Source organism: Azonexus hydrophilus (assembly GCF_038368255.1).
In the GTDB taxonomy this organism is placed as follows: Bacteria; Pseudomonadota; Gammaproteobacteria; order Burkholderiales; family Rhodocyclaceae; genus Azonexus; species Azonexus hydrophilus.
Window position 1 is genome coordinate 2917938 of sequence record NZ_CP151406.1, and the last position, 20357, is coordinate 2938294.

A 20357-nucleotide genomic window follows, 5' to 3' on the forward strand; every position below is an offset into this window, starting at 1 on the left:
AGACAGCCGCCATTCTCTCATGTCACGAACGCTTCGCCCGCTCCTTGGCGCCCTAGTTGCATCCCTGCTGCTGCACCTGCTGCCGTTCGTCGATTTCTGGTCGGCCACGCCAGTCGCCACACCACCGGCAGCCCAGCCCTTGCAAGCCCGCCTGGAGCCCTTGCCTCCCCTAGCGGCGACACCGGAATTGCTGCTCCCCGAACCGCCCCCCCCCCCGGCAACGCTGGCCAGAAGCGAACCGCCCCCCAGGAAATCCTCCCGGACAATCCAAAAAACCTGGACCCAGGCCATCTCCGAACAGTTTTCCGCCCAGCAGCGGGAAGGGTTGTTCTACCCCGAAGAAGCCATCCGGCACGGCCTGGAGGGTGAAGCCCTGGTTCTTCTGATGCTCGATGAAGACGGCCAGGTCGTCGCCGCCCGGATCGAGGAAAGCAGCGGCCACCCGCTGCTCGATGATGCCGCGCTACGTGCGGTACGTCGCCTGCATTCTCTACCAGCCAACGCACCGATGGAGTCCTTGCTCCCCGTCCGTTTCCGACTAAAATAAAAATAACAGCAAAAACATAAAATACAACATACATCACCATGAAAACATTTACTGATATTCTCGAAAGATAATCAAACATCGACATCGGGGAACTTAAACATGAGCGCATTAGCCAACCTTCGGGTAGCCACACGCATGCAACTCCTGGTCGGACTGACCCTGGTCGGACTGATCGTTCTCTGCCTGGTCTCGCTCCTCCAACTCAAGGACAGCATGCTTGAGGACCGCAAGCAGAAAACCCGGGATATCGTTGAAGTTGCCCTCGGTATCGTAAAACACCACCATCAACTGGCCGCCAGCGGCAAAATTTCCGAAGAAGACGCCAAGAATGCAGCACGCGACAGCTTGCGTGACCTGCGCTACGGGGAAGACGACTACTACTTCGGCTTCGATACTGGAGGCGTCTATTTCCTGCACGGCGGCAACCCGAAGCTGGAAGGCCAGCAAAAGCTAGACATGCAGGACACGCATGGCAAATACATCATCCGCGAGCTGATCGCCGCAGCCAAGGCCGGCGGCGGTTTCGTCGATTACTGGTTCCCGCGTGCCGGACAGCAGAACCCCGAACCGAAACTCGGCTACACGACTTTGTTCACTCCGTGGAACTGGGTGGTCGGCACCGGCATCTACATCGACGATGTGGACAAGGAATTTCGCCAGGTGGCCTGGCTGCTCGGCGGCATTTCCACCGTACTGCTCGCCACCCTGGTGCTGTTCGGTTACCTGGTCAGCCGCAGCATCCTGAATCAGCTTGGCGGCGAACCCAAGGCCGCCAGCGAAATCATGGAACGCATCGCCAACGGCGACCTGACTGCCAGCATCGACCAGGCACCGCCGGGCAGCATGCTGAACACGCTCGGCGGCATGACCCTGGCCCTGCGCAAGATGGTCAGCGAAATCAACAGCGACGCCAACCGTCTGGTCGACAATGCCGAACATATCGCCAGCGCGTCCGAGGAGGTGGCTCGCGCGGCCGAGCAGCAATCGGATGCCACGTCGGCAATGGCGGCGGCCATCGAGGAACTGACCGTCAGCTCCAACCACATTTCCGACAGCGCCCGCGACACCTCGCAGGACTCGGTCGCCGCCGTCGAACTCTCGGGCCAGGGCTCGGCCCGCGTCGATCAAGCCTCACAGGCGATCCAGCAGATTTCGGAAACGGTGTCCGACGCCTCCACCCGGATCCATGCCCTCGAAGAAAGAGCCAAGCAGATTTCCAGCATCGCCAACGTGATCAAGGACATCGCCGGCCAGACCAACCTGCTGGCACTCAATGCCGCCATTGAAGCGGCACGCGCCGGCGAGCAGGGGCGCGGCTTCGCCGTCGTCGCCGACGAGGTACGCAAGCTGGCCGAACGGACCTCGCTGGCGACGACCGAAATCGAACAGATGATCGTTGGCATCCAGGGCGACACTGTCGGCGCCGTCGAAGCCATGAACGCAGCCCTGCCGGAAGTCCACCAGGGCGTCGCCCTGGCTTCGTCAGCGTCTGACTCGCTGCGCGCCATCGAGGACGGCGCCCGGCGTACGCTCGAACGCATCGGCGAGGTGGCCGACGCGACCAAGGAACAGAGCACCGCCAGCACCTCGATCGCCCAGCGGGTCGAGCAGATTGCCAACATGGTCGAGGAAACCACCCAGACCATACGCGGCACCGCCAGCACTGCGCATCAACTGCAGGAAATCGCTGTCAATCTCAAGCAGCTGATCAGCCGCTTCAAGGTCTAGACCGCACCGTCGGCGCGCATCCTGGCAATGTGCGCCGCGTCGTAGCCCAGCCCGGTGAGTACCGCATCGGTATGCTCGCCGAGCGTCGGCCCGATCCATTCGGTGCCGCCCGGCGTATCCGACAGGGTGGGAACGATGCCCGGCATGCGGAAAGGCTTGCCATCGGGCAAGGTCGCCGTCTGGAACATCTGCCGGGCGATGAATTGCGGGTCGGCAAACATGTCGACCGCCGAATAGACACGTGAAGCGGGCACACCGGCCTGTTCGAGCAAGGCCAGCACCTCGGCTTCATCATGGCCGGCACACCAGGCATCGATCAGCGCGTAGATTTCGTCGCGCCGGGCATCGCGACCGGCGTTGTCGGCCAGCCCGGGATCGTCGGCCAGATCGTGACGACCGATGGCCTGCATGAAACGGCGGAAGATCGCGTCGCCATTGGCGCCGATGGTGACATGCTTGCCGTCGCGCGTCGTGTGCGTGTTCGACGGCGTAATGCCGGGCATGATGTTGCCGGTCCGTTCGCGCACGAAACCGAACACATCGTATTCCGGCACCAGCGACTCCATCATCGCGAAAACCGCCTCGTACAGCGCCACATCGACGACCTGGCCGGCACCGCCATTGACCTCCCGGTGACGCAACGCCATCAAGGCGCCGATCGCCCCCCACAGGGCGGCAATCGAATCGCCGATGGAAATTCCGGTCCGTACCGGCGGCCGGTCGGGGAAACCGGTGATGTAGCGCAAGCCGCCCATCGATTCGCCAACCGCGCCGAAACCCGGCTGATCCTTGTACGGCCCGGTCTGGCCGAAGCCGGACAGGCGGACCATGACCAGGCCGGGGTTATCTGCCTTGAGTTGCTCCCAGCCCAGGCCGAGCTTTTCCAGCACGCCAGGGCGGAAATTCTCGACCAGGAGGTCGGCCCCGGCAATCAGCCGGCGGACAAATTCGCGCCCACCCGGATGCTTGAGATTGGCCGTCACCGATTTCTTGTTGCGCGCCTGGACGTACCACCACAGCGATGTGCCCTCATAGAGCTTGCGCCATTTGCGCAGCGGATCGCCGCCGTCAGGCGCTTCGACCTTGATCACCTCGGCGCCGAACTCGGCCATGATCCGTGTGCAGAACGGCCCGGCAATCAGGGTGCCGAGTTCAACCACCTTGAGTCCGGCCAGCGGCTTCTGGTGTTCAGGCATGTTCCGGCTCCCAGTGCGTGACCGACAGATGCTCGCCCCACAAACGGTCGACCGTGGCGTGCACACTGGTCGGCGAACCGCTGGTAGTCACCGTCAATTGCCCCTGACCGCCGCCCTGCAAGCCACCAGCCAGCAGCAGGCGTTCGAGTTGGCGGGCGACCGCTTCACCAGTATCGAGTAGTTGCGTGCCCGCCGGCAGACGTTGGCGGATGGCTTCGGCGACCCAGGGATAATGCGTGCAGCCGAGCACCACCACATCCACCGAAGCCGCAGCCAGCGGCGCGACAAAGCTGTCGAGCAAGGCCGTCACACCGGCCCCTTCCGGGCCCTCGGCTTCGATGGCCTCGGCCAGCCCCGGGCAGGGCTGGGCGATCACCCGGGCACCGGCGGCATGCGTCCCGACCAGACGCTGGAAACGTTCGCTGGCCAGCGTCCGCGTGGTCGCCAGGACGCCGATGCACTTGTTGCCGCTGAGTGCCACCGCCGGTTTGACCCCCGGTTCGAGCGCCACGACCGGGCCCGTGACGGCCGCCCGGATGGCTTCTGCGGCAGCGGCCGTGGCCGTATTGCAGGCAACCACCAGGGCTTTGGCACCCCGGCGACGCAAGGCCTCGGCAATGCTTACCCCGCGTTCGCGCAGGAAGGCCTCGGGCCTGTCCCCGTAAGGCAGGAAGCGGGTATCGGCAAAGTAGAAAAAATCCTCGCGCGGCAACCGTGCGCGCAAGGCGCGCAACACGGTCAAACCGCCGAGGCCGGAATCAAATACGGCAATAGGTTGAGACTGCGACACAAAAACGAGGGCGGCAGACTCAGTTCCCGGCTTCGCACTTCTTGATGAAGGCGGTCTTGGCGGCACCGGCCAGCGGCTTGCCGTTCTTGTCGATGGCACGGGCCTCGCACGCGGCGCCCTTGTTCTCACGTTCGCACTTCTTGATCGATGCAGTCTTGGCTGCACCGGCCAGCGGCTTGCCGTCCTTGCTCACGGCCTGCGCTTCGCAATCCACCGGCGCAGCAACCGCCAGCGTGCTGGCGAAAAGGCAGGACAAACCCAGGGTGATGATCTTGTTCATGGCTATTCCTCGAAAGATTATTGAATTTACATCCGGGCGATCATCGCGTCGCCGAACTCCGAGCACGACAGTTCGTCGGCCCCATCCATCAGGCGGGCGAAATCGTAGGTGACCTTCTTGTCGCCGATGGCGGCCTCCATGGCCTTGATGACCAGGTCTGCGGCTTCCTTCCAGCCGAGGTGACGCAACATCATCTCGGCCGACAGGATCAGCGAGCCCGGATTGACCTTGTCGAGGCCGGCATACTTCGGCGCCGTACCATGGGTCGCTTCGAAACAAGCGTACTTGTCCGAGATGTTGGCCCCCGGCGCAATGCCGATGCCACCAACCTGGGCAGCCAGCGCATCGGAAATATAGTCGCCATTGAGGTTGGTGGTGGCGATCACGTCGTACTCCGCCGGACGCAGCAGGATCTGCTGCAGGAAAGCGTCGGCGATCGAGTCCTTGATCACGATCTCGCGACCGGAATTCGGGTTCTTCACCTTGCACCACGGACCGCCGTCGATCGGCTCGGCGCCGAATTCCTCCTGCGCCAGCTTGTAGGCGACATCGCGGAACAGGCCTTCGGTGAATTTCATGATGTTGCCCTTGTGCACGATGGTCACCGACTTGCGGTCGTTGGCAATCGCGTACTGGATGGCCGCGCGCACCAGGCGCTGGGTGCCATCGACCGACACCGGCTTGATGCCGATACCCGAGCTTTCCGGAAAACGGATCTTGCGGACGCCCATTTCCTTGACCAGGAAATCGATCACCTTCTTCACACCCTCGGAGCCGGCAGCCCATTCGACACCAGCGTAGATGTCCTCGGTGTTCTCACGGAAAATGACCATGTTGGTCAGTTCCGGATGCTTCAACGGGCTGGGCACGCCCTTGAAGTAGCGGACCGGCCGCACGCACTGGTAGAGGTCGAGCTCCTGGCGCAAGGCCACGTTCAGCGAACGGATGCCGCCGCCGACCGGGGTCGTCATCGGCCCCTTGATCGACACTGAGAATTCCTTCAGGGCGTCGAAGGTTTCCTTGGGCAGCCACTCGTCCGGCCCGTACAGCCGCGTCGATTTCTCGCCGGCGTACACCTCCATCCAGTGGATTTTCTTCTTGCCACCGTAGGCCTTGTCGACCGCCGCATCGATGACCTTGATCATCACCGGCGTAATGTCGATGCCGATACCGTCGCCTTCGATGAACGGGATGATGGGATTGTCCGGCGTCGGTTGCCCGGGAACGATTTTCGCTCCCCCTTGCGGAACCTTGAGGTGAGAAGTCATGGGCATCTCCTTGCGTTGTTGTGGGAACGGCCGTGCTGGCTGCTTGCCGGCCCGGAGGTCTCCGCGAACCGACAGTGCGGGCCATTATGGAACAAAGCAGGAAAGGTGTCAGCCAGCACGACGGGCAAAAAAAAGCGAAGGCCGCAGCCTTCGCTTTCCGTTTCAATCGCCTGCCGGTGTTCAGGCAGCGCGCATGCTCTTCAGGGCGGCATTCAGCGTTGGGCTCGGGCGCATGATGGCCTTGCACTTTTCCGAATCAGCCTTGTAGTAACCGCCGATATCGGCCGGCTTGCCCTGGACCATCTTCAGTTCGGCAACGATCTGTGCCTCGTTGTCGGTCAGGGTCTTGGCCAGCTTGGCGAAGTGGGCTGCCAGTTCGGCATCGTCCTTCTGTGCTGCCAGTTCCTGCGCCCAGTACATGGCCAGGTAAAACTGCGAGCCGCGGTTATCGAGCTCGCCAGTCTTCGGCGACGGCGACTTGTTGTTGTCCAGTAGCTTGCCGGTGGCGGCGTCGAGCGTCTTGGCCAGCAGTTTGGCGCGGGCGTTGCCTTCCTTGATGCCGAGTTCTTCCAGCGATACCGCCAGGGCCAGGAATTCGCCCAGCGAATCCCAGCGCAGGTGGTTTTCCTGCGTCAGTTGCTGGACATGCTTCGGGGCGGAGCCGCCGGCACCGGTTTCGTACATGCCGCCGCCGTTCATCAGCGGGACGATCGACAGCATCTTGGCCGAGGTGCCCAGTTCCATGATCGGGAACAGGTCGGTCAGGTAGTCGCGCAGGATGTTGCCGGTCACCGAAATCGTGTCCAGACCGCGGGCCACACGTTCCAGCGTGAAGCGCATGGCACGGACCTGGCTCATGATCTTGATCTCGAGGCCGGTGGTGTCATGATCCTTGAGGTAGGTCTCGACCTTCTTGATCAGTTCGGCTTCGTGCGGACGATACGGGTCCAGCCAGAACACGGCCGGCATGCCGGAGTTGCGGGCACGGGTGACGGCCAGCTTGACCCAGTCGCGGATCGGCGCGTCCTTGACCTGGCACATGCGCCAGATATCGCCCTGTTCGACGTTCTGCGACAGCAGGACTTCGCCGGTGGCGTTATCGACGATGTTGGCGATGCCGTCTTCGGCGATTTCAAAGGTCTTGTCGTGCGAGCCGTATTCCTCGGCCTGCTGAGCCATCAGGCCGACGTTCGGGACCGTACCCATGGTGCGCGGATCGAAATTGCCGTGCCACTTCATGAAGTTGATCATTTCCTGGTAGATGCGGGCGAAGGTCGATTCCGGCATCACGCACTTGCTGTCGTACTGCTTGCCGTCGGCGCCCCACATCTTGCCGCCCTGACGCATCATTGCCGGCATCGAGGCGTCGACGATGATGTCGTTCGGAGAATGGAAGTTGGTGATGCCCTTGGCCGAGTCGACCATCGCCAGCTCCGGGCGGTGTTCGTGGCAGGCATGCAGGTCGCGGATGATCTCGTCGTGCTTCGATTCCGGCAGGGTCTTGATCTTCTCGTACAGATCGACCATGCCGTTATTGACGTTGATGCCCAGTTCCTCAAAGGTTTTGGCGTGCTTCTCGAAGGCGTCCTTGTAGTAGATCTTGACACAGTGGCCGAAGACGATCGGGTGCGAGACCTTCATCATCGTTGCCTTGACGTGCAGCGAGAACAGGATGCCGGCCTGACGGCAGTCTTCCAGTTCCTTTTCGTAGAAGTCGCACAGCGCCTTCTTGCTCATGAACATCGAATCGATGATCTCGCCGGCCAGCAGGGAAACCTTGGGCTTGAGCACGGTCACCTTGCCGCCCTTGGCGATCAACTCCATGCGCACTTCGCGCGGCTTGTCCAGGGTCATCGACTTTTCGCCGTGGTAGAAGTCACCGCCGTGCATGTGCGAAACATGGGTCTGCGACCACTGCTTCCACTCGCCCATCGAATGCGGATGCTTCTTGGCGTAGTTCTTGACGGCCATCGGTGCGCGACGGTCGGAGTTGCCTTCGCGCAGCACCGGATTGACGGCCGAACCGAGGCACTTGCCGAAGCGGGCCTTGAGTGCCTTGGCTTCTTCGGTGTCGGCGGTTTCCGGGTAATCGGGGATGGCATAGCCCTTTTCCTGCAATTCCTTGATGCAGGCCTTGAGCTGAGCCACCGAAGCCGAAATGTTCGGCAGCTTGATGATGTTGGTCTCGGGTTCCAGGCACTTCTTGCCGAGTTCGGCCAGGGTGTTGGGCAGACGCTGTTCTTCGCTGAGGAATTCGGAGAATTCGGCGATCACGCGGGCGGAAACCGAGATGTCGGCCTTCTCGATCTCGATACCGGCCGGCCCGGTGAAAGTGCGGATGATCGGCAAAAAGGCACAAGTCGCCAGCAGCGGCGCCTCGTCGGTGAGCGTGTAGATGATCTTGGACTTGCCTGCGGACATGCTAACCCCTTGGTGGATGGTTTTGATATGTAAGTCGACAATACGCCGACACCCTTGCGCGGTGCTTACAAAGCCTTAGGAGTATCCGCAACGGCGCCGCTCAGGTCAACCGATGAAACGCTGTTTCACAGTGCGGAGCACCCCGAAAGACCCCGGGTGCGATGCTAGAATCCCCGCCAGCAGCGGGAGACAGAATAATGAAGATTTCGGTCGGACTGTACGGCACCAATGCCCACCACATCGCACTGGCGCTGATCCAGGGCTTCAATCGCCATTACACGCTGTTTCGCCAGACCTGCCGCGAGGCCAAGACCCGCTTCGAAAAGGGCGACTGGCAAGGTGTGCACCGTGCAGTCAAGGAGCGCATCCGCTTCTACGACGACCGGGTGGACGAATGCGTCGAACGCCTGCGCACCGAATTCGACGCCGAGCACCTGGACGACGCCACCTGGCAGCAGGTCAAGCTGCTCTACATCGGCCTGCTGCTCAACCACAAGCAGCCGGAACTGGCCGAAACCTTCTTCAATTCGGTGACGACCAAGATCCTGCACCGGACCTATTTCCACAACGATTTCCTGTTCGTCCGCCCGAGCATCTCGACCGAGAACCTGGAAGCCGACGAAGCGCCGACCTACCGCAGCTATTACGCCGAAGCCGACGGCCTGCGCGGTGCCATCCGCCAGATCGTCCGCGACTTCCACTGGCAGCGCCCGTTCGCCGACCTGGAGCGCGACGTCAATTACGTCTACCACGCCATCCGCCGCGCCCTGAAACACATGCCGGGGCGCGAGGTCAATTTCCAGATCCAGGTGCTCGGTTCGGCCTTCTACCGTAACAAGGCCGCCTACATCATCGGCAAGGCAATCAACGGCGCGGTCGAGTACCCTTTCGCCATTCCTGTCCTGCACGACAACGACGGCAAGCTCTACCTCGACACCATCCTGCTCGACGGCTGGCGCATCGGCCTGCTGTTCTCGCTGTCGCGCGCCTACTTCATGGTGGACATGGAAGTCCCGTCCGGCTACGTCCAGTTTCTGCGCGCCATCATGCCAAACAAGCCGCGCTCCGAGATTTACATCATGCTCGGCCTGGGCAAGCAGGGGAAGACGATGTTCTTCCGCGACTTCATCTATCACCTGCACCATTCGCAGGACAAGTTCGTCATGGCCCCCGGCATCCGCGGCCTGGTCATGCTGGTGTTCACGCTGCCCTCCTACCCCTACGTGTTCAAGATCATCAAGGACGTGTTCGGCAGTTCCAAGGAAATGGACCGCGCCACGGTCAAGCGGAAGTTCATGATGGTCAAGCAGGTCGACCGCGTCGGGCGCATGGCCGACACGCTGGAGTTCTCCAACGTGCTCTTCCCGCTGGCCCGCTTCAACGACGAAATCCTCGACGAACTCGAACGCCTTGCCCCCAGTTGCTACGAGATCGACGGCGAACAGCTGATCATCAAGCACCTGTACATCGAGCGCCGGATGGAGCCCTTGAACATCCACCTCGACCGCATGGACAAGGCCAACGACCTCGACGGCCTGGAGCACGCGATCAAGGAGTACGGCAGCGCCATCCGCGAACTGGCGCAGGCCAACATCTTCCCCGGCGACATGCTGTGGAAGAATTTCGGCGTCACCCGCTACGGCCGCGTCGTCTTCTACGATTACGACGAAATCGAGTACATGACCGACATCAACTTCCGCAAGATTCCGCTGGCCCCGGATTTCGAGACGGAAATGTCGGGCGAGGTCTGGTACCCGGTGGCGCGCAACGACGTTTTCCCCGAGGAATTCGCCACCTTCCTGCTCGGCTCGCCACAGGTGCGCAAGCTGTTCATGAAGCACCACAAGGATCTGCTCACCCCGGCCTTCTGGCAGAAAACCCAGGAAAACATCCGGGCCGGGCAGGTCGAGGATTTCTTCCCTTATCCGGAGGAACTGCGCTTCATCCACTGCCGGCCGACCGTCAACAACGAAGCTTGAGCCGGGCAGCGCTCATTCATAAGCAATCGCTGATCCGTGGCTTCAGCAATCCTGACTATTTCAGGAGTAACAAAGCCCTTATCTTTGTCGGGAAAAATTAACCCAGCAATGACTCATGATAAGGAGAGCGAGCATGCCGCTGACCCTGGCGCTGGCTCGGGAACGTGCTGAAGGCGAATGCCGGACGGCACTGGTTCCTGAAACGGCCAAGAAGTTTTCCGCGCTCGGCGCGCGATTGCGGATGGAGCAGAGCGCCGGTGCGCAAAGCCATTTCCTTGACACCGACTACGCCGAGGTCGATTTCGCCCCCGGCCTGCCCGAAGCCTACGCCAGCGCCGACCTGATCCTGCGGGTGACGCCGCCGAGCCTGGACGAAGTCGCCGCCATGCCGGAAGGCGCGGTGCTGATCGGCCTGCTCAAGCCCTTCGAGAGCCGGGAACGGCTGGCCGCGCTGAACGCCCGCAAGATCACCGCCTTCGCCCTCGAACTGCTGCCACGCATCTCGCGTGCCCAGAGCATGGACGCGCTGTCCAGCCAGGGCGCCTGCTCGGGTTACCAGTGCGGCCTGATTGCCGCCGCCCGGTGCACCAAGTTCTTCCCGATGTTGACCACCGCCGCCGGCACCATCCGTCCGGCGCGCGTGCTCGTCATCGGCGCCGGCGTCGCCGGCCTGCAGGCAATCGCCACCTGCAAGCGCCTGGGTGCCATGGTCGAAGCCTACGATGTCCGCGCCGCCGCCAAGGAGCAGATCGAATCGCTCGGCGCCAAGTTTGTCGATACCGGTGTCTCCGCTGACGGCAGCGGCGGCTATGCGCGCGAACTGACGGCCGAGGAAAAGGCCGCCCAGGCTGAACGGCTGACCAAGGCCATTGCCGCCGCCGACGTCGTCATCAGTACCGCCGCCATTCCGGGCAAGCGGGCGCCGGTGATCATCACCCGCGACATGGTCGGGCGCATGAAGTACGGCGCCATCATCGTCGACATGGCCGCTGAATCGGGCGGCAACTGCGAGTTGACGCAACCGGGCGAACACGTCATCGCCAACGACGTGAACATCCACGGCCCGCTCAACCTGCCGTCGCGCATGCCGACGCACGCCTCGGAGCTATACGCCAAGAATCTCTACAACTTCCTCTCGCCGTGGATCAAGGACGGCGAACTGCGCATCGACTGGGACGACGAAGTGGTCGCCGGCACCGTGCTGTGCCGCGACGGCGCCACCGTCCATACCGCAGTCAGACAAATCCTGGGAGACGCCTGATGGACGGTTTGCTCGCACTCTACATCTTCATGCTCGCCGCCTTCACCGGCTACGAGATCATCGCCAAGGTCCCGGTGATCCTGCACACACCGCTGATGTCTGGCTCCAACTTCATCCACGGCGTGGTCGTCGTCGGTGCCATGCTCGTCCTCGGCATGGCCGAGACACCGCTGCAGCAGGCCATCGGTTTCTTCGCCGTCGCCCTGGGTGCCGCCAACGCGGCCGGCGGCTACGTCGTCACCGAACGCATGCTGGCCATGTTCAAGAAGAAGGAGAACGGCCAATGACCGCCCCGATCTACGTCCAGGGCGCCTGGTTCGCCGGCGCCCTGCTGTTCATTTTCGGCCTCAAGGGCATGGGTTCGCCGACCTCGGCCCGACGCGGCATCGTCATCGCCGGCTACGGCATGCTGCTGGCGATCGCCGCCACCTTCCTCATCCCCGGCCTGCAGAACCTCGGCCTGATGGCCCTGGCACTGCTCATCGGCGGCGGCGCTGCCTGGATTTCAGCACAGAAGGTCAAGATGACCGACATGCCGCAGATGGTCGCCATCTACAACGGGATGGGCGGCGGCGCGGCAGCAGCGATTGCTGCCGTCGAGTTCGCCAAGGGCGAAATGCACGGCCTGGTGGCGACGACGTTGGCGGTGCTCGGCGCGCTGATCGGCGCGGTGTCGTTTACCGGCTCCTGCGTCGCCTGGGCCAAGTTGCAGGGCATCCTCAAAAAAGCCTACCGCCTGCCGGCGCAGAACGCGGTCAACGTGCTGCTGGCACTGGTTGCCGTCGGTCTCGGCCTGGCCGTCATCACCCTGGCCCCGCAACAGCCGGAACTGGTGATCGCCTTCTTCTTCGTCGCGTTGGTGCTCGGGCTGATCGTCACCCTGCCGATCGGCGGCGCCGACATGCCGGTGGTGATCTCGCTGTTCAACGCCTTCACCGGCCTGGCCGTGGGTTTCGAGGGCTACGTCCTCGGCAACCCGGCGCTGATCATTGCCGGCATCGTCGTCGGTGCCGCCGGCACACTGCTCACGCAACTGATGGCCAAGGCAATGAACCGGCCGCTGTCGAACATCCTGTTCACCCCGCTGGCGGCGAGCGGTGGCGGCGAAGCCATCGAAGGCACGATGAAGGAATTGTCGGCGCTCGATGCGGCGGCGATGATGCGCTACGCGAGCAAGGTGATCATCGTCCCCGGCTACGGCATGGCGGTTGCGCATGCCCAGCACAAGATCTGGGAAATGACCGAGATTCTCGAAGAAGCGGGCGTCGAGGTGAAGTTCGCCATCCATCCGGTCGCCGGGCGCATGCCAGGCCACATGAACGTGCTGCTGGCCGAGGCTGGCGTGCCCTACGACAAGATTTTCGACCTCGAGGAAATCAACGGCGAGTTCGGCCAGGCCGACGTGGCGCTGGTCATTGGGGCCAACGACGTGGTCAATCCGAGCGCACGCAGCGACAAGTCCAGCCCGATCTACGGCATGCCCATTCTCAACGCCGACCAGGCGCAGAACGTCATTGTCGTCAAACGCGGCAAGGGCACCGGCTATTCCGGCATCGAAAACGCGCTGTTCTACACCGATAATTGCCGCATGCTGTACGGCGATGCGCAACCGGCGGCCGGCGAAATCATCCAGCACCTGAAAACCCTGGCCTGATTTGATCCAGGCCATATCCGGACAAGCGGCATCCTCGTACAATGCCGGGATTGCCGCTTCATCCGGGATTTACAACAATGAAAAGAATAGACGATCTCCTGATCCGGGGCAGCGCACTGGTGGCGCTGATTCTCTGGGCGTGGTCACTGGCTGCCGGTCCGCTGCCGGGTTACTGGTTCCTGCTGCTTGCCGTCATGCTGCTCGGCGGTGGACTGCTGTCGATCCGCGAGCGCGAGCGCTGGAAGGAAAGACAGAAGGGTTACGTCAACGAACTGACCACAGTCATGTCGGAATACCACGTGCTGTCCAACGAAGCCATGGCCCACGCCGAGTTGCAGTTCTCGTCTCTGGAACAGGAAATGCACGAAGCCCAGGCACTGATCCGCAGTTCGGTCGACCGCCTGTCGGGCAGCCTGACCGGTCTCGAATCGCAATCGAACAACCAGCGCGAAATTCTCGGTTCGCTGATCAACGAAATGCTCAGCATGACCGGGTCGGACGACAGCCACGCCGCTGAACAGGCCGGACTCAAGCGCTTCTTTGACGAAACCAATACGCTGATCGCCGAATTCGTCGGCAAGATGGATCAATTGCGCAGCACCAGCCAGGGCGTCGCCGAGAGTTTCAACCAGATGCAGGACAAGGTTGGACGCATCACCAATACACTCAACGACATTACCGGCATCACCAAGCAGACCGATCTGCTCGCCCTCAACGCCGCCATCGAAGCCGCCCGTGCCGGCGAGGCCGGGCGCGGCTTCGCCGTGGTTGCCGACGAGGTTCGCACCCTGGCCGCACGTACCGGCGAATTCAACATCGACATCCGCAACGCCCTGAACGACATTCTTGTTTCCCTGCGCGACGTCGGCCAGCGGGTCGAAGCCGCCAGCCACATCGACCTGAGCATTGCCGACCGCTCACGGGCCACGCTCAGCGAACTCGGTGCCGAACTGATGGATCTGACCGAAAAGGCGCGCCAGCATTCAAGCAACATCGCCAGCGTCACCGAACAGATGCGCGACCTGACGCAGGAAGGGGTCATGGCCATGCAGTTCGAGGACATCGTCACCCAGATGATCAACCGCATCGGCCAGCGCACCGACAACGTCGGCGAATACATGCACGCCTTCCTCAGCCTGCACAACGACCAGGACGAAAGCGACGGCATCCAGCGCTTCCGCAAGCGCAGCCAGCGACTGGTCGAACTGCTGGTCGATTCGCATGTGAAGAGCGACGCCTTGCGCAGTCGCACCCTCAGCACCGGCAACAAGCAGGGCGACGGGGATATCGAACTGTTCTGAGTTTTCCGATGAACCTGACCGATCTGCTCGAGAGCCTGGGTGAAAAAACCGTCATCACACTGGCCGGCCTGCTGATCGGCATCTTCTTCGGCATTTTTGCCCAACGCTCGCGGTTCTGCCTGCGTTCGGCCGTGGTCGAGTTCTGGCACCGCGAACCGGGCGGCAAACTGGTCATCTGGCTGCTCGCCTTCTCTGCGGCCGTGATCGTCACCCAGGGGTTCATCGTCAGCGGCTGGCTCGACGTCTCGCAAGCCCGCCAGCTGTCGGCCCGTGGCAGCATCTCCGGCGCCCTGGTCGGCGGCCTGCTGTTCGGCATCGGCATGATCCTCGCGCGCGGCTGCTCGTCGCGCATGCTGGTGCTGGCCGCCAACGGCAACCTGCGCGCGCTGCTCACCGGGCTGATCTTCGCCGTCACTGCCCAGGCTTCGCTCAGCGGCATGTTGTCACCACTGCGCCTGTGGATTTCCGGCTGGCTCACCATCGACGGCAGTGCCCGCGACCTGCTGGCTTTTGCCCATCTGGGTCATATCGGCGGCATCCTGTTCGGACTGTTGTGGCTGGCCGCAGCCGTCCATTTCGCCCGCAAAACACGCCTCAGCCTGCGCGAATGGGGTGGCGGCATCGGCGTCGGCGTGATGGTGGCCATCGCCTGGCTGCTGACTTACCAGGTCGCCAGCCAATCCTTCGACGAGATCATGCCGGTGCAGAGCCTGAGTTTCACCGGCCCGTCGGCCGACGTGCTGATGCTGGTGCTGTCGGCACCGGGGCAGCCCTGGGATTTCGACATCGGCCTGGTGCCCGGCGTGGTCCTGGGCTCCTTCCTGGCAGCACTGTGGGGACGCGAACTGAAGCTTGAAGGCTTCAAGGACGGACACAGCATGCGTCGCTACATCGCTGGTGCGCTGTGCATGGGTTTCGGCGGCATGCTGGCCGGTGGCTGCGCCGTCGGCGCCGGGGTCTCCGGTGCGGCGGTATTCGCGCTGACCGCCTGGATTTCGCTGATCGGAATGTGGGCAGGCGCTGGCCTGGCCGACGCCCTGGTCGACCGGCCAGCGCGCTGAGCGCTTACTGCGCGGCCGGCTTGCGCCAACCGAGAACGGTATAAACCAGGATCGCCGTACCGGCCAGACCCAGACCAAAAACCAGTGCGATCAGGAACCAGTCGGCCGGACCACCGGCATCGGTAAAGCCCGACGACGAGACCTTGGCCATCAGCACCAGCGCGAGCGCGCCACCGACCAGGCCGGCCAGTTCGGCCCGCACCAGGCGGCGCGAGTTGATGGTCCTCTCCTTGAGCAACAAGGCGATGAAGGCGGCCGTACCAACGACGATGACCAGCAGCATCACCCACAGCAAGGGACCGAGCATTTCCTGGAAAACGGCCAGGAAGACCAGCGGATCGAGTTCTTTCATCTTTGCATTCCTCCAGAAATCAGGCGCGGCCGCGCAGCATGCTGATATAGGTCGGCTTCAGCGCCATGGTCTTCATCACCCAGCTGATCCACAACTCTTCCAGCGGCGCGATCACGCCCGGGAAGGATGGCGTCAGGTTGTCCTTGTAGTCGAACTCGATCAACATCGCCTGACCGAGGCGGGTGATCAGCGGGCACGAGGTGTAGCCGTTGTAGTGGGCTTCCGATTCCTTGCCGGCGATGCTCGCCACCAGATGATCGACCGCCACCGGCACCTGCCACTTGACGCTGGCTGCCGTCTTGCCCTTGGGCACCCCGGCCACGTCGCCGACAGCGAACACGTTGTCGTAACGGGCATGCCGCAGATTGTGCTTGTCCACCTCAATCCAGCCATCCTTGGCCCAGCCGCCTTCCTGCCACGGCAGCGGACTGTTGCGCACCGAATCCGGCGCCCGCATCGGCGGAATGACGTTGATGAAGTCGTATTGCTGCTCGACCGGCCCGACCGGCGTCTTGAACACCGCCAGCTTCTTGCCGATATCGATCGACTCCAGCACGCGCTCGTAATTGACCTTGACCCCGCGCTCACCGAACAGCATGCGGACCTTTTCGTGCACGATGGGCACGCTGAACAAGGCCTTGTTGTGGGCGTTGTAGATCAGCTCGGCCTTGCCGCGATTGCCGCGGCGACGCAGATGATCGTCGGTGATGAAGGTATATTTCAACGGTGCGCCGGCGCACTTCATTTCGGTTCCCGGACGCAGGAAAACACCAACGCCGCCAGTATCGGCAAAATTCGACATGGCTCGCCAGGTGGCCTCGGCCTTGGCCGGACTGTGATAAATACTGCCCAGGCCGTTGTTGCCGATCTGCTCGACCTCCATGCCGGGAATCGCTTCGTAGTCGAGCTTCAAACCGGTAGCCACGATCAAGAAATCGTAGGCATGGGCAGCACCGCTTTCGGTGACCACCTTGTTGCCTTCCGGATCGAACTCGGCCACCCGCTCCTCAATCAGCTCAACTCCGCCCGGCACATATTCCTTGGTGGTCGACACCACGTACGGCGACGCCTTGATACCGGCGGCAACCAGCGTGAATCCCGGCTGATAGAAATGCTCCTTGCGGGCGTCGATCAGAGTGATCTTGGCCCCGTCCAGCCGGGCGGCGAGGTAAGAAGCCGCCGCCAGACCTGCAGCACCGGCGCCGGCAATGACGATGCGCGCCGAGGACTTGACCTTCGGTGCCGCGCTGGCACTAGCCGGTGCCAGCAGCAGCGAACCGGCGCCTGCAGCACCGAGCATCAGGAAAGAACGTCGATCCAGCGTTTTCTGGCTGACATCCTCAATCACTTTCGCGAGTGCGTCCTTATACATACCCTCTCCTTCCCTGATTGGGCTGAACATCGCCCGTTAGCAAATCACAAGATTAGAATTTTCTAACTTTATTCTCCAAGAAAAGCGGCATGGCGACAAATTCAGTTTCCGGTCGCCTGCCGCTTTATCTTACGCCCGCAATTCAGCGGGGGAAATACATCCGGGCCTTCTCCAGACGATAGCTCCATGGCAGGTCGGCATTCTTCCAGCCATTGACCACACGCTGCCCCTTTTTCGGACCATCGCCGGCGCGGTCGCCTTCGAAGCCCTCGGGAACGCTGTACACCTTGGTAAAACCCGCCGCCTTCAGGCGATCGGCCGCCCGCGAACTGCGGTCGCCGGAACGGCACAGCAGGATCACCGGCGCATCCTTGGCCAGACCGAGTTCGCCCATGCGGCGCTCGATTTCAGGCACGAAGTCCTGGTTCGGTTCGAGCCTGTACATCGTCCGCTTCTCGTCCCAGTCGCTCATGATTTCCTGATGTTCGACAAACGGCACCAGCGCGTCGACCGTGCTCGCCATCCCGACATACATCGCCTCGGCGCGGGTGCGCACGTCGAACAGGGCAACGCCCTTGGGTTCGGCCGACTTCATGTCGTACGCCTGCTTCGGTGTCAGGTAGAGGGAAAGCTTGGTCACCTTGATTTCCGGCAGGGTCGACCAGTTCGTGCTGCCTGGCGCCCAGTCGGCAGCGAAAGTGCTCGCAGAAAAAGCCAGCGCCAGGCCAGCCAGGGCAAATTTCATCGATTTCATCAGGCAATCCCCGGATTGTTTTCGGCGCCGACCAGCTTCGGCATGTTCAGTTCGACCGGCTTCAGCGTCTTGACGTCGCGCAGGTAGCGGGCGACCAGTTCCCAGATCGGTTCGCCGGCATCCTTGGCCTCTTCCGAAACCGGCGCCCAACCGGCGACCTTGTAGATCTTGACCGGATCAATCAACTGGCCGCGCAGCATCATGTTGCTGATGCGCTGGCCGGCCTTGGCGGTCGGGTTGCAGGTGTACTGCAGGCCGCCGACGCGGACCATGTCGCCACCCTGCTGATAGTAGGGATCGGGGTTGAACAGGTTGTCGCAGACGTCCTCGAGCACGGTCTTGATCATCTCGCCGCTCATGTTGGTCACCGTCGTCCACGGGTAGGTGATCGCCGTCTGGTCGAGCACATGCTCCATCAGGATCGGCTGCCCCGGGAGCAGCGAGGTACCCCAGCGGAAACCGGGCGAGAAGGCGATTTCGGCATCCTTTTCCTTGATCAGCGCATCGACGATGACCTGGTCGAAAGTGCCGTTGAAGTTGCCGCGGCGGTACAGGGTACCTTCGGTCACCGCCAGTTGCTCGTTGAGCTTGCCCAGGTAAGGGGCGCGCACCTTGTCGATCAGCGCCTGCATCGCCTTGTCAGCCGGCAACAGGTTGGCGAAGACCGGCAGCAGCTTGTAGCGGTAGCCGGCGATCTTGCCATTCTTGACGTCGAAGTCGAGCACGCCGAGGTACTTGCCGTTGGAACCGGCGTTGGTGACCAGGGTCTGGCCGCCGGCGTTCTTGACCACCACCGGCGCTGGCATGCCGTCATGGGTGTGACCGCCCAGGATGGCGTCGATGCCGCGCACGCGCGAGGCCATCTTGAGGTCGACGTCCATGCCGTTGTGCGACAGCACGACGACGACCTGGGCGCCCTTCGCGCGGGCTTCGTCGACGACTGCCTGCATGTTCTCTTCCTGGATGCCGTAGCTCCAGTTCGGCACTTGCCAGCGCGGGTTGGCGATCGGCGTGTAGGGGAAGGCCTGGCCGACGATGGCGACCGGCACGCCGTTCATGTTCTTGATCACGTAAGGCTTGAACACCGGATCACCGAAATCGGTGGTCTTGACGTTCTGGGCGACGATGTCGACGACGCCGGCAAAGTCCTTTTCCTCGATTTCCTTGACCCGTTCCTCGCCATAGGTGGCTTCCCAGTGCAGGGTCATGACATTGACGCCGAGCGCCTTGCAGGCGTCGACCATGTCCTGGGCGTTGGTCCACAGCGCGGTGCCGGAACCCTGCCAGGTATCGCCGCCGTCGAGCAGCAGCGCCCCCGGGTTGCGCGCCTTCATGCGCTTGACCAGGGTCGCCAGGTGCGCGAAGCCGCCGACCTTGCCGTAAGTCTCGGCGGCTTTCTCGAAATTCAGATAGCTGTAGGCATGCGCCTCGATGCTGTTCGGCTTGAAGCCGAAGTGCTTGAGCAGATGATCGCCGACCAGGTGCGGAACCTTGCCGAACTGCTCGCCGAAGCCGAGGTTGACGCTCGGTTCGCGGAAATAGATGGGGTTCAGCTGGGCATGGCAGTCGGTGATGTGCAGCAGGCTGACGTTGCCGAACTTCGGCAGATCGTACAACTTGGCAGCCCCCTTCTCGGCCATTGCAAACTCGCTGTGCAGCGACATGCCACCGGCAGCCGCAACCGCCAGCACCTGAAGAAATTCACGACGATTCATGCTCATGTGTGTTTCCCAAAAAAACCCGGCACGGGCAAACCCGGCCGGGAAAGTCACGCAAGGTTATTTTTTGTTGACCGGCGAGTTCGGATCGAACAGGAAGGCCATCAAATGCTTGATTTGCTGCTCGGTGAGGATTTCCGCATCGCCGTTGCGCGGCATGTTGCTGCAGGCGTTGTAAGCCTTGGCGTTGTAGATCTTGCCCCAGGTGTACTTGACGATGTCGTCGGAATTGCCGCGCACCTTGCCGTACTCCAGCAGGCTGGGACCGATGGTGCCGTAGGAGACTTCGTGATGGCTCATCTGGTGACAGTTGTAGCAACCGCCGCCGTTGTTGTACGGGGTCTTGTCGGTCCAAGTCAGGCCGCGACCGCTGACGGCGATCTTCTCGCCCTCCTTCCAGTCGCCGAAGTACTTGCCGTCGGCCGGATAGCGGATGGTCTTCATCTGCTCGGCTTCGATCCGGTCCATCACCGCCTTGGGCGGCTGCTTTTCCTGCGAGCATTCCTTCTGGAAATCCAGCTGGTACATGCGGTGCTTGGGGGCAATGCCGGTCGTCTTGAAGGAGCGATCCATCATCGCCTTGAACTCGGCATAGGTATCCCCCTGGTCGGCCCAGGCGCCCGGCAGGGCGAGCAGCAATACAGCCAGTGTGCTGATCTTCTTCATGTTCGCCTC

General features: G+C 62.3%; 18 protein-coding genes. 8 read left to right on the top strand and 10 right to left on the bottom strand.

What is annotated here, in order from left to right; translation table 11 throughout:
* The first annotated feature begins 19 nt into the window (after positions 1–19).
* The gene (locus tag AADV58_RS14070; RefSeq protein WP_341743474.1) at positions 20–547 is read left to right on the top strand and encodes an energy transducer TonB; all 528 of its coding nucleotides are present in this window, start codon (positions 20–22) and stop codon (positions 545–547) included.
* 99 nt (positions 548–646) lie between these two features.
* The gene (locus tag AADV58_RS14075) at positions 647–2275 is read left to right on the top strand and encodes a methyl-accepting chemotaxis protein (RefSeq protein WP_341743475.1); all 1629 of its coding nucleotides are present in this window, start codon (positions 647–649) and stop codon (positions 2273–2275) included.
* Here AADV58_RS14075 and AADV58_RS14080 read toward each other — a convergent pair.
* The 5 genes from AADV58_RS14080 to AADV58_RS14100 all read right to left on the bottom strand — a co-directional run bounded on the left by AADV58_RS14080 (position 2272) and on the right by AADV58_RS14100 (position 8230).
* A complete protein-coding gene (locus tag AADV58_RS14080; RefSeq protein WP_341743476.1) occupies positions 2272–3471 on the bottom strand; it encodes a CaiB/BaiF CoA-transferase family protein in 1200 nt (399 codons plus the stop codon). The genes AADV58_RS14075 and AADV58_RS14080 overlap by 4 nt on opposite strands.
* Positions 3464–4261 carry a glutamate racemase gene (gene murI / locus AADV58_RS14085; protein WP_424243816.1) on the bottom strand — a complete coding sequence of 266 codons (798 nt, stop codon included), beginning with the start codon at positions 4259–4261 and terminating at the stop codon, positions 3464–3466. Before murI ends, AADV58_RS14080 begins: the two co-directional genes overlap by 8 nt.
* A 19-nt stretch (positions 4262–4280) precedes the next feature.
* Entirely contained in the window at positions 4281–4541 is a 261-nt protein-coding gene (locus AADV58_RS14090; RefSeq protein ID WP_341743478.1) for a hypothetical protein, read from the bottom strand.
* Positions 4542–4567: 26 nt separating this feature from the next.
* Positions 4568–5809, bottom strand: a complete 1242-nt coding sequence (gene icd, locus AADV58_RS14095; RefSeq protein WP_341743479.1) for an NADP-dependent isocitrate dehydrogenase — start codon at positions 5807–5809, stop codon at positions 4568–4570.
* A 180-nt stretch (positions 5810–5989) separates the two neighbouring features.
* Positions 5990–8230, bottom strand: coding sequence for an NADP-dependent isocitrate dehydrogenase (locus tag AADV58_RS14100; protein WP_341743480.1), 2241 nt, complete (start codon positions 8228–8230; stop codon positions 5990–5992).
* A 197-nt stretch (positions 8231–8427) separates the two neighbouring features.
* Here AADV58_RS14100 and aceK point away from each other — a divergent pair, with 197 nt between their 5' ends.
* The 6 genes from aceK to AADV58_RS14130 all read left to right on the top strand — a co-directional run bounded on the left by aceK (position 8428) and on the right by AADV58_RS14130 (position 15486).
* Positions 8428–10209 (top strand): bifunctional isocitrate dehydrogenase kinase/phosphatase, encoded by a 1782-nt coding sequence (aceK, locus tag AADV58_RS14105; RefSeq protein WP_341743481.1) that lies wholly within the window; start codon positions 8428–8430, stop codon positions 10207–10209.
* A 133-nt stretch (positions 10210–10342) separates the two neighbouring features.
* The gene (locus AADV58_RS14110) at positions 10343–11470 is read left to right on the top strand and encodes an NAD(P) transhydrogenase subunit alpha (protein ID WP_341743482.1); all 1128 of its coding nucleotides are present in this window, start codon (positions 10343–10345) and stop codon (positions 11468–11470) included.
* Positions 11470–11757, top strand: a complete 288-nt coding sequence (locus AADV58_RS14115) for an NAD(P) transhydrogenase subunit alpha (RefSeq protein ID WP_028994620.1) — start codon at positions 11470–11472, stop codon at positions 11755–11757. The genes AADV58_RS14110 and AADV58_RS14115 overlap by 1 nt, the downstream gene beginning before the upstream one ends.
* Entirely contained in the window at positions 11754–13124 is a 1371-nt protein-coding gene (locus AADV58_RS14120; RefSeq protein WP_028994619.1) for an NAD(P)(+) transhydrogenase (Re/Si-specific) subunit beta, read from the top strand. Before AADV58_RS14115 ends, AADV58_RS14120 begins: the two co-directional genes overlap by 4 nt.
* 77 nt (positions 13125–13201) lie before the next feature.
* A complete protein-coding gene (locus AADV58_RS14125; protein ID WP_341743483.1) occupies positions 13202–14425 on the top strand; it encodes a methyl-accepting chemotaxis protein in 1224 nt (407 codons plus the stop codon).
* Between the two features lie 8 nt (positions 14426–14433).
* Positions 14434–15486, top strand: a complete 1053-nt coding sequence (locus AADV58_RS14130) for a YeeE/YedE family protein (protein WP_341743484.1) — start codon at positions 14434–14436, stop codon at positions 15484–15486.
* Between the two features lie 4 nt (positions 15487–15490).
* On the opposite strand, the gene AADV58_RS14135 is transcribed toward AADV58_RS14130, so the two are convergent.
* From AADV58_RS14135 to soxX, 5 genes are all read right to left on the bottom strand, one after another.
* The gene (locus tag AADV58_RS14135) at positions 15491–15838 is read right to left on the bottom strand and encodes a DUF5368 domain-containing protein (RefSeq protein ID WP_341743485.1); all 348 of its coding nucleotides are present in this window, start codon (positions 15836–15838) and stop codon (positions 15491–15493) included.
* Between the two features lie 19 nt (positions 15839–15857).
* On the bottom strand, positions 15858–17210 hold the full coding sequence (locus tag AADV58_RS14140) for an FAD/NAD(P)-binding oxidoreductase (protein WP_341743486.1): 1353 nt from the start codon (positions 17208–17210) through the stop codon (positions 15858–15860).
* A gap of 142 nt (positions 17211–17352) precedes the next feature.
* Positions 17353–17964, bottom strand: coding sequence for a rhodanese-like domain-containing protein (locus AADV58_RS14145; protein ID WP_028994615.1), 612 nt, complete (start codon positions 17962–17964; stop codon positions 17353–17355).
* Positions 17964–19685: a thiosulfohydrolase SoxB gene (gene soxB / locus AADV58_RS14150; RefSeq protein WP_028994614.1), complete on the bottom strand. Its 1722-nt coding sequence runs from the start codon at positions 19683–19685 to the stop codon at positions 17964–17966. The genes AADV58_RS14145 and soxB overlap by 1 nt, the downstream gene beginning before the upstream one ends.
* A gap of 57 nt (positions 19686–19742) precedes the next feature.
* Positions 19743–20348, bottom strand: coding sequence for a sulfur oxidation c-type cytochrome SoxX (soxX, locus tag AADV58_RS14155; RefSeq protein ID WP_028994613.1), 606 nt, complete (start codon positions 20346–20348; stop codon positions 19743–19745).
* Positions 20349–20357 lie beyond the last annotated feature (9 nt).